The organism is Shewanella sp. (genome assembly GCF_013214165.1).
Taxonomy (GTDB): Bacteria; Pseudomonadota; Gammaproteobacteria; order Enterobacterales; family Shewanellaceae; genus Shewanella.
Genome location: NZ_JABSSM010000002.1, coordinates 179,814 through 188,943, shown reverse-complemented (window position 1 = coordinate 188,943; position 9,130 = coordinate 179,814). Strand labels below are relative to the sequence as shown.

Genomic DNA, 9,130 nt, shown 5'->3' with positions numbered 1-9,130 from the left:
GAAAAGCCACCTGAATAAGGTGGCTTTTTTGCGTCTGGGTATTTTAAAAATATAGATGTTATTGCCCATATCCTACTTCAGTGCAGGCAGGTGACTTTTCCACTTAAGCACGTACGTGCAATGCCTACCCCGATGTCGGTTAAATATCGACACTTCTGCCAAAATATATCCATATACAAGTGCCAGTTTGCCATCCATGGCGCTCGTTCCTAGGCTTATGACTAGCGTCATATACACCATGGCGGTCGCCACGCCGCTGAGCTTGGTCAGAAATTGCATCCATGCATTGCTGACATTCACCACATCCCCAGTTCAGCGACTGCGTCGCTTCTCGCTACAAAGCAGCTGAATACTGCGCATTCAGAGCACTGTTTTTCGGCCCTCATGTACAAGGTTGAGATTTTCTCCTCCTCCCTAGTATCCAGCTCTACCTTTTTTATGTCTTATATCTTTGAAGATCATCTATACAGACATTGGCTGACAATGTATTAGGCCGATAAAAGGGAGTCATCAGAGGATATTTGGTGATAGTTTAATATCATCTGCAACGATTTTTATCGTTAATTAGTGTAGCTTGCTAAAGCTTAGCTTGTTAAAATTTAGCGCTTCTTAGAAGAGCGTCTGCTCGTGTCTATTTTTACTTTAGTTTTAGGTGCTATTAGATTTGTTAAAAATCAATCGACCCTCTTTGGTCTTTGTTGTGCCCATATTCGCGTTTATTCTATATCTCTGTTTGCTGACAGCAGTATTTTTTTATGAGCGTAGTGAAAGTCAGGCGGAAGCGCTATCTCAAACACAAACTAGAATTGAGCAGCATCTGATTCGAATGCAGTATATTGTCGAGTCTTCATTGGCTATTCAGGACACTGGACGCATAGAGCAAGAGATATCCTTGGCGGCCACAGATCTGGATGTGATTGTTTTTACTGTTTTATATCAGGATGGCGAGATCCGGTTTGCTAATCATCTGGTGTGGCGTGGCAGTCAGGCTAAATATGTCATCGATGGCTATGAGCCGAATGTTCACCGTAAAACCACTCAAGCAGATACGCCGACAATTCAATTTAATCATGCTCGTCTATCTATGCAGGCCTATTACCCTATCAATAGCACCACGACTCTGACTAAAGACCAGGGCAATATTATCTATCTGGAATATGATGTTTCTCCTTTGCTTTCTGATGTTAAAGAGGCAAGTTTTCAGAGTGCTATTCGTTCATGGCTTGTAAGCCTGGTCGGTTTAACTATCTTGCTGTTTTTACTGTATTTGTATCTAATACGTCCCTTGAAACTTATGGCCCTGCAAGCTAACAAGGCGAATGATGTTGTTAAACTTAATGGCTCTCTTCCTGAGTGGAAAGCTTCTCCTGTTACTGTGGTATTTAGTGAATTAGAGGCGATTAGAAATCACCTTATCAATTTTTCGGACAAGCTTAAACGTAGTGAAAAGCAATTGGAAGATAGTCAGCAAAGGTGGTTATTTGCCATTGAAGTGTCTAGAAATGGCATATGGGATTGGAATTTTGCCACCGGTGAGGTGTTCCTTTCTGACCGCTGGAAGGAGATGCTAGGTTACTCTGAAGATGAATTAGTCGATGAGTTTTCGACCTGGGAAGCTTTATTACATCCGCAAGATAAGCAGGATGCATTGTTTAGCCTCAACCAATATCTAACTAACGAGTTGGATGAATTTGAGAGTGTTCATCGACTCAGGCATAAGCTGGGTCATTATATCTGGGTTTTAGATAGAGGCATGGTTGTTGAGTGGGATGATAAAGGCAAGGGCACCCGAATGATTGGCACACATACCGATGTTACCAGTGACGTGGCAAATAAACAGGTCATTCTCCACCGGGAAAAACATGATTTGTTAACCGATTTGCCAAATCGTAGTAGCTTACTCGATGCACTCTATTCTCTTAAGGAGAGTAAACAAGAGGTTTCAGCGGGTCTGTTTCTTATCGATTTGGATAATTTTAAGATGATAAATGATGATCTAGGGCATCATTATGGTGATAGATTACTCATCAAGGTTGCTGCGCGTCTCTCCAGTTTTTTTGCTACTAATTCATTGATAGTGAGATTAGCCGGCGATGAATTTGTCGTCTTGGTTAAGAATCTCCCTCAGGATAAAAACTCTGCTAAGCGAAAAATTAATGCCTTGGCCAGTCAAGTGCGTCAGGTTGTCGGCCGTAGTTTTCATATTAACAACCAGACCTTCAGTGTCTCTGCCAGTGTCGGAGCTTGCTTCATCGATAGTCAAATTCCCATCGAGCCTGAGCTATTGCTCAAGCAAGCAGATGTGGCCATGCACCAGGTGAAGGAGAAAGGAAGAGATGGGTACCTGCTGTATAGTGCCGAGATGGAGAAAGTTGCCCAACATAGCCTGTTTATCCAGAGTGAGTTACGGAGTGCAATAGCGGCGAATCAACTTTCTTTGGTCTACCAACCCATAGTCGATTGCAGGGGGCAGGTTGTTTGCGTAGAAGCTCTTCTCCGGTGGAATCACCCTCAGATGGGTAATATTCCACCATCGACCTTTATTCCTCTTGCCGAGGGTAGTGGTTTAATTGCAGAGTTGGGCGACTGGGTACTGCTAGAGGCCTGTGCATTTATCAATAAGCTACAGCACAAAGGCGTATTCTTAGATGCGGTTGCTATTAATGTCAGCGCCAGACAGTTTAACCAAGGGGAGTTTGCCGAAGACCTGTTAAAGGTTCTACACCGGCTTGGTGTTAAGCCCAATGCTATCGAATTAGAACTGACCGAGTATTCTTTACTGAGGAATTTAGACGTCGTTAAGCAGGCGATGGATAAGCTGAGACAGGCTGGAATATCCATCGCGATAGATGATTTTGGCACCGGATACAGTTCATTAAGTTATTTGCAGAGCCTTCCCTTGTCTAGGCTGAAACTTGATGCGGCGTTCGTCAGTAGGATAGATGTAAACGAGTCATCGAATGCTATCGTTAAGGCGATCATCGACATGGCTCATGGGCTGAATTTAAAAGTCGTTGCTGAGGGGGTAGAGACCCTGGCTCAATATAAATTTTTACTGCACAATGGCTGTGATTTATTTCAAGGCTACCTCTTCTCTCGGCCATTAAAGCAAGCTGACCTGGTTAATTTTATAGAGTCGATTGCTGTTAACGGGCTACCTCTGTCGGCTAAAAAATTTGCTATAAACACACCGAATTAAAAAAGTCAGCTAATCAATTGCAGCCGCTAGATCAGCAAATAAACGATGCCTCATTTTCATATCTATTGGTATCAGCGCGCTATGGCTTACTGGCTGTGGTGAGAGGCTAAAAATTTAAGCAGCTGCTCTACGGCAAAGTTGCGGCTTTCATCTTGCTCCATAAAAATTTCGTGACGAGCATCGGCAATATTGATCAGTTCGCACAAGCCTCCTACCGCATGGTACTGGGCGAAATTATCGACAACTGTGTCCTCATCGGCCTGCAGGATCAGGATAGGTGTCTTAGTTTCCTTAGCCGCTTTTACCGTTCTTGCACCGGCGTCGATAGATTCGACTAGCCAGTGGTTGGTGGGAGAGCCAAGTTGTAGCTCCGGACGCTGCCGATAAAGCTTACGGTAATCCTCATAACGCGGCTGGCTCTTGGTCAGATCATTGTTGGCAAATTCAGCTCCGTGGTAGTCCTTACCGCCCAATATGTAGTTAGGCTCAGCGCCATTTTTAGAGTCCAGTTTATTCGCTAACCAGCGGATAAACTGGCTGCTGATTGGCAATTTGATGCCGTACATAGGCGCAGAGAAGACGGCTGCGGTGAAGGTGTCAGCATGCTTGTCCATATAAAGGGTGCCGATGGCCCCCCCCATCGAGTGGCCCACCAGGAAAAGGTCTTGATAGCGCTTAGGGGCAACCACAGTGTCGATAAAGAAAGCAAAGTCATCGACATACGTACTGAACTTATCGATATGGCCGTGATGAGGATTGATTGTGGTGCGGGCCGATAAGCCTTGTCCGCGATGATCCAACGCGAAAACACTGTAACCTTGATGGTAGAGATCGAAGATAAGCTCTTTATATTTAAGATAAGACTCGATGCGACCACTGCAGATCACTATGGCTCGTTCACTGCCTGGATGTTCAATGCACATATAGGCGAGAGAGATATTGTCAGCAGTTTTTATATTAGACTCTGTCACCTTATCCCAGAATGCGACCTGCTCATGGGTATTGAGCATCAGCTCGGAAGAGAGAGGCTTAGTTTGAACGCTAACTTGATCATTTATTTGTGATTCGACGTCTATCGACATGATATCTACTGGGCTTATGTATGCTGCTTGCCAGTGTAGCACAGAGTAAAAAGCCGCCGCGAGTGACGAGTATCGTCTTAGAAGATCCTATATTAATGGATACTCGAGACTCTGTAGCTTGGTTAACTTTATTTTGCGTTTTTTTGCGAGGAGATAAAGTCTATGATCTGTTGCTCTAACACAGACATTGGCACAGAGCCATTTGCTAAGATGGCATCATGGAAGGCTCGGATATCGAACTTTTCACCTAGCTCCTCTTCAGCCTGGACTCGCAGACGCTTGATGGTGAGTTCGCCAATCTTGTATGACAAGGCTTGGCCTGGCCATGAGATATAACGATCTATCTCTGTGGTGACATTGTGCATGGACAGAGCCGTGTTATCGGCCATAAAGTCCAGCGCTTGCTGTCGACTCCAGCCCTTAGCGTGCATGCCTGTGTCGACGACTAGGCGAGCCGCACGCCACATTTCATAGGTCAGGCGGCCAAAGTTGCTGTAGGGGTCTTGATAGAAGCCTGCTTCTAAGCCCAGATACTCTGAGTAAAGCCCCCAGCCCTCACCGAAGGCCGAAATATAACTATAACGGCGGAAGTTCGGCAGATTGGTGAGCTCTTTATTGAGGGAGATCTGTAGGTGATGACCGGGGACGGCTTCGTGCAAGGTCAGGGCTTCCAGCTCATATAGAGGCCGTTTATCTAAGGCATAGGTGTTGACCCAGTAGTAACCTGGTTCATCGTCTCTGCTGGAACCTGAGTAACGTCCTGTGGTGTACTTAGGCGCTATCTCGGCCGGAACGGCTTGAATTCCGTATGGGGTTCTTGGTAGTTTGCCGAAGTATTTAGGTAGCATGGCATCGGCCTTCTTGGCGATGAATGCTGCTTCTTTCAATAGTTCTTCGGCCGTTTTAGGGTAAAACTGAGGATCGGTACGCAAAAAATGTAAGAAGTCGGCGAAACTGGCCTCGAAACCGAGATCGTCGATGATGGTCTGCATCTCAGCGCGGATACGTTTTACTTCTTTATGCCCAAGTTGATGAACTTCATCGGATGTCATATCGAGAGTGGTGTAATAACGGACTCGGTTTTCATAGAAGGCTGCGCCATCAGGGAGGCTGGCACTGGCGATATCTGTACGGGCAGCGGGAATGTATTTCTTGGTCATGAAGTCGTAAAACTGCTGATAAAGCGGCAATACCTTGAGTGCTATGATTTGTTTTCCTTGGGTCGTCAGGTCATCTTTCTGGACCTGAGTAAAATGCTTCGGGTAGTGAGTGAAGGGCTTGAAGTAGCCACTGTCTTCCACTGGGACCATGAAGGCGCTGATGCTGTCTTCGAAGCCATTGAGGGTGACTCTCGGCGGAGTGATCCCTGAATCTAAGCCCTGTGTTAGCCAATAAATTTGCTGAGCGAAGTAGTCGGGGAGGTTTGATAATTTGGCTATATAGTGTTGGTAATCTTGCTCCGTTGCGAATCTTGCCTTAGCAATGGAGGAGATATAAGCATGAAAACCGCTCTCGGCCGTGATCGGCAGATAGTGGTCCTTGTACCGATAGAGGTCGACACTGTTTTGCAGCTGTCCCTGGAGGATCTGGGCGTTAATTTTGTCCTCTTTCGAGAGGGTATCTCTGTCTAATTCCTTGAGCGTGGTGAGCAGCGCTTGCTTACGATGATTGAGTGAAGCTAAGTTAGCAGGAGATAGGTCGGATAATTTACCGGCTGCACTGGCATCACCCTCGGAGGCAGCCAGTGATGGGTCACTATCGAGTTGAATCAGCCAGTCAGCCTCTATAATCGATTTAAGCGTTAAATCACTCACTCCCATCGTTAGCGGGCTCTCGGCAGATGTCATCGACTGAGCTAGTTCCGGAGAGATGGAGTTGATTTGGCAAGCGCTGAGAGAAACGGCGAGTAAACCGGGAAGCAAAAGCTTAAGCATGACAGAGACCTTAATGGCTATTATTGATTATTATGGCCTCGATTATGCCTCAGACTTGTTAGTGAGTGAACTGTATACAAAAACAGTTATAAAAAAGTACCAATTTAAATACAAAATAGAGAGACCAAAAAGCCGACTAGATGTCGGCTTTCATTTAGCTATCTCGAGATAGGTTTTAAATCACAGGAGAGAACAGGTCTTATAGTCTATTAAATTACGCGTGAGAATTGCTGCTGACGAGCCTTCTCTCTGTAATAGACGTCGAAACAGATACAGATATTACGGATTAACAGTCGGCCTGTGGGGCTGATGGCTATCTTCCTGTCAGTGATGTCGACTAGCTTATCATCGATAAATGTTTGCAGTAGTTTGAGATCTTCTGCGAAGTAGTCTTCGAACTTAATCCCTAGCTTGTCATCGATTTGAGCCATATCTAATTCGAAGTGACAGATAAGCTGTTTAATGACCACGCGGCGGATTTCATCGTCACGGTTCAGGCCACAACCTTTCCATAACGCATGACCATTAGCATCGATAGACTCGAAGTAAGGCCGAATATCTTTCTGGTTCTGGGCATAACAGTCGCCTATCTGGCTGATCGAAGAGACGCCCAGCCCTAATAGGTCACATTCTTCTTGGGTAGTGTAGCCCTGGAAATTTCTGTGGAGTCTGCCCTCATTTTGCAAGATAGATAGCTCATCATCTGGCTTGGCGAAGTGATCCATGCCTATGTACTGATAACCAGCAGCGGTTAAGGTTTCGATTGTCTGGTGCAACATCTCTAGTTTCTGCTGCGGTGAAGCCAGATCTTCATCTTTTATCTTACGTTGAGCCGCGAAACGAGCAGGCAGGTGTGCATAGTTAAAGACTGAAAGACGATCCGGATCCAGATCTAAGACTCGCTGCATGGTTTCTGCAAAGGTTGCTGGTGTCTGGTGAGGCAGACCATAGATCAGATCTATATTGGTCGAGACGAAGCCCAGCTCCTTGGCCTTAGCCATGAGATCGAAGATGAACTGCTCATCTTGCTCGCGGTTGACGGCAATCTGTACCTTCTTGTTGAAGTCCTGAACGCCGATAGAGATGCGGTTAAATCCCGCCTCTTTAAGCGTATCTAACATGGTCAGCTCGATTTCACGGGGATCGACTTCAATCGAGTATTCGCCGACTTCGGCTACATGGAAGTTGGCCCTGATTAGCGCTGATAGTTTGAGGATCTGATCTGGACGCAGGAAGGTCGGCGTTCCACCGCCCCAATGGATCTGGGTGACGAGGTAGTCCTTAAATAGCGGTGCGCGTTTGATAATTTCAGCGGCTAGATACTCAAGGTATTGGTCGGCTTTATGCTGGTGACGAGTGATGACCTTGTTACAACCACAGTAGTAACAAAGCTTGGCGCAGTATGGAATATGGATATAAAGAGAAAGCTTATCACTCTTGCTGTTCTTAATCGAAGTCAGCAGTTTTTCTTCGGTGAATGAGTCATCGAACTCAAGCGCCGTCGGGTAAGAGGTATAACGGGGACCGCTGTAATTGTATTTTTCGATCATTGACTGATCCCAACTAATTTGGGTGGGCTGCTTCAAGGCGTGTCCTCCAGAGTTATAGTCTAGCAAGAGGTAAAGTATGCATGGTTATTGGTTTAATAACCTTGATCTAAGTTGTATAAATTGAAGCTGATATGAGTAATTCGAGGGAAATATTCACGAAAAGAGGGCGTTTGTCTGTGCTCTTATGGGGCATGTGTGCACAGACTCACGGGATTGGGCTATTTAGGCTGATATAGAACCTACTGAGTAGCAGAGCTTAACCGAGTTAATGAAGTGGGCTTGGTGTAAAGCTGGTTAGTTGTTTCGCTTCTTCAAGAATATCGGCTTCGAGTTCGGCTTCGGAGCGCATGCGGGCAAAATCCAGCTTCATGCGTTGTTGCTTCTCCAGCTTCTTTCGTTGAGCCATGATGGGGTGATCTTGGATCACCGAAAAATGTTTGAAAATAGCCGGATATTGCGCTTCAACCTGTTCCGACATAGATAAAATACTGAACAGTTTGGCTATTCTCATTACGCCTTCTGAAAGCTCGCAGCGATCTTCTAACATAGCGGTGGCAATGTAGCGGATGCTGTTCAAGTGCTCGTCCAGGCGCGCCTGGTTGATGTCTTTTAATTCTTGTTGATGCTTCTTCTTTTGGATGCTTTGCTTACGCAGCTTAAGCAACAAGGCTATGGCGTAGCCCGCAAGGGCGATAATGATGATAAAACCTATGACTATAAGGGCTGTTGTCATGCTCTGTCCTGTCGGTATAGATAGCTAATACTAAAAAAAAGGCACCAATAAGATGCCGTTTTAAGAGAGTACTAAGCGTTAATCTTTATTCTGATAATCTTTTAGCAGATCTGCGCCGGATGCAAACTTGTCCAACAAGTCGTCGTCGCTAACCGCAGCTGCGGACTCAATAACTTGGCCAAGATCGTCTTCCTCGGTGATGCCTAAGCGATCCATGAGTGCTTCAATCTGATTAAGCGTCTTATTGAGCCACTTCTGATCGTCTTGGCTTAGATCTTTACCCTCTTCGAGCATATCGAGTAGTTGATTTAGTCTTGGATCTTCTTCGAGCTTAAATAGTTTCTGCTCATCGGTCAGTTTTGGACCTTGCTCTTTCTTAGGGGCAATCACTTGGACCTGGCTTGGAAGATCAAGTTTTATCGCCTTCTTGCTACCATGTCGTGGATCATTCTTGCTGGCAGCCGAACCATCTTTGCCACCGACAATATTTGAATTGTGACGGCTTCCTGCCTTGTTTCCTGATTTGTTCTTCTTGCCTGCAAGAGCACGATCACTCTTCTTGGTTCTTGGAGCTAACTTAGGCGCATTTTCATTGACTTTACGGGATTTCTTAGAATGTGACATGGTTTTTC

General features: G+C 45.6%; 6 protein-coding genes. 1 reads left to right on the top strand and 5 read right to left on the bottom strand.

The annotated features are described in order from the left end of the window. Nucleotides 1-664: 664 nt before the first annotated feature. Nucleotides 665-3,199: a GGDEF and EAL domain-containing protein gene (locus HRU42_RS01520; protein WP_295028344.1), complete on the top strand. Its 2,535-nt coding sequence runs from the start codon at nucleotides 665-667 to the stop codon at nucleotides 3,197-3,199. 86 nt (nucleotides 3,200-3,285) lie between these two features. On the opposite strand, the gene HRU42_RS01515 is transcribed toward HRU42_RS01520, so the two are convergent. The 5 genes from HRU42_RS01515 to yihI all read right to left on the bottom strand — a co-directional run bounded on the left by HRU42_RS01515 (nucleotide 3,286) and on the right by yihI (nucleotide 9,122). Beyond that, entirely contained in the window at nucleotides 3,286-4,281 is a 996-nt protein-coding gene (locus HRU42_RS01515) for an alpha/beta fold hydrolase (protein ID WP_295028343.1), read from the bottom strand. Nucleotides 4,282-4,409: 128 nt separating this feature from the next. Further along, nucleotides 4,410-6,215: a DUF885 family protein gene (locus tag HRU42_RS01510; protein ID WP_295028341.1), complete on the bottom strand. Its 1,806-nt coding sequence runs from the start codon at nucleotides 6,213-6,215 to the stop codon at nucleotides 4,410-4,412. 209 nt (nucleotides 6,216-6,424) lie between these two features. Further along, on the bottom strand, nucleotides 6,425-7,801 hold the full coding sequence (hemN, locus tag HRU42_RS01505; RefSeq protein ID WP_295028339.1) for an oxygen-independent coproporphyrinogen III oxidase: 1,377 nt from the start codon (nucleotides 7,799-7,801) through the stop codon (nucleotides 6,425-6,427). A 229-nt stretch (nucleotides 7,802-8,030) separates the two neighbouring features. Next, complete coding sequence (locus HRU42_RS01500; RefSeq protein WP_295028337.1) at nucleotides 8,031-8,498, bottom strand: DUF2489 domain-containing protein; 468 nt, start codon at nucleotides 8,496-8,498, stop codon at nucleotides 8,031-8,033. Between the two features lie 78 nt (nucleotides 8,499-8,576). Then, complete coding sequence (yihI, locus tag HRU42_RS01495) at nucleotides 8,577-9,122, bottom strand: Der GTPase-activating protein YihI (protein ID WP_295028335.1); 546 nt, start codon at nucleotides 9,120-9,122, stop codon at nucleotides 8,577-8,579. Between the last annotated feature and the right edge of the window lie 8 nt (nucleotides 9,123-9,130).